The organism is Oleiphilus sp. HI0079, from assembly GCF_001635105.1.
Genome location: NZ_LWFT01000765.1, coordinates 1 through 733 on the forward strand (window position 1 = coordinate 1; position 733 = coordinate 733).

Annotated in this window: 1 protein-coding gene; it reads left to right on the forward strand. The window is 49.3% G+C overall.

The features are described 5' to 3' along the window. Positions 1 to 139: 139 nt before the first annotated feature. Positions 140 to 733 (forward strand): tRNA (guanosine(18)-2'-O)-methyltransferase TrmH (gene trmH / locus A3750_RS14270; RefSeq protein WP_068548389.1); only part of this gene is annotated, 594 nt, incomplete at its 3' end.

A 733-nucleotide genomic window follows, 5' to 3' on the forward strand; every position in this document is an offset into this window, starting at 1 on the left:
GCGTTATGCATGCTTGGGGCTTGTCGCGTGTTGATGGGTTAAGCACTGGGCGCTTTTACGGAACGATTCTAACTTGGCTCTCTATCCTCGGTATGGCGGTACTAAATATTTGGATTATTCTCCTACGCCCATTTGTTATATGACTCCAGAGCGTTACCTTAAACTAAGGCAAACATTGGATCGCCGTCAGCCAGACCTAACGGTGCTGGCGGAGCAAATACATAAGCCTCGGAATATCGCCGCTTTGGTCAGAACCGGTGATGCGGTGGGCATGCATGAATTGCACATGGTCTGGCCTTGGGATAAGCACCGACCTTACTCCGGGACAGCCATGGGTAGTGATCGCTGGGTGAATATTCAGCGACATGAGTCCCTGCGAGACGGCATATCTCATCTCCAAGATCAATCTTATCAAGTATATGCTGCGCATTTGTCCAAGGAGGCAGTTGATTTTCGCGAAGTCGACTATACGCGTCCTTGTGCGATCCTAGTTGGCAATGAAAAACAAGGTGTAAGCGATGAGGCAGCTGAACTTGTCGACAGGCATATTATTATNCCTATGATGGGAATGGTTGAATCGTTCAATGTGTCTGTAGCGGCAGCGATTATTCTTAGTGAAGCTCAGCGGCAGAGGCAGTCAGCGGGAATGTACGATAGACCTCGGCTTGATCGCCATGAGTATGAGCGGACATTCTTTCGTTGGGCGCACCCGAACATCGCCAAATATTGTCAT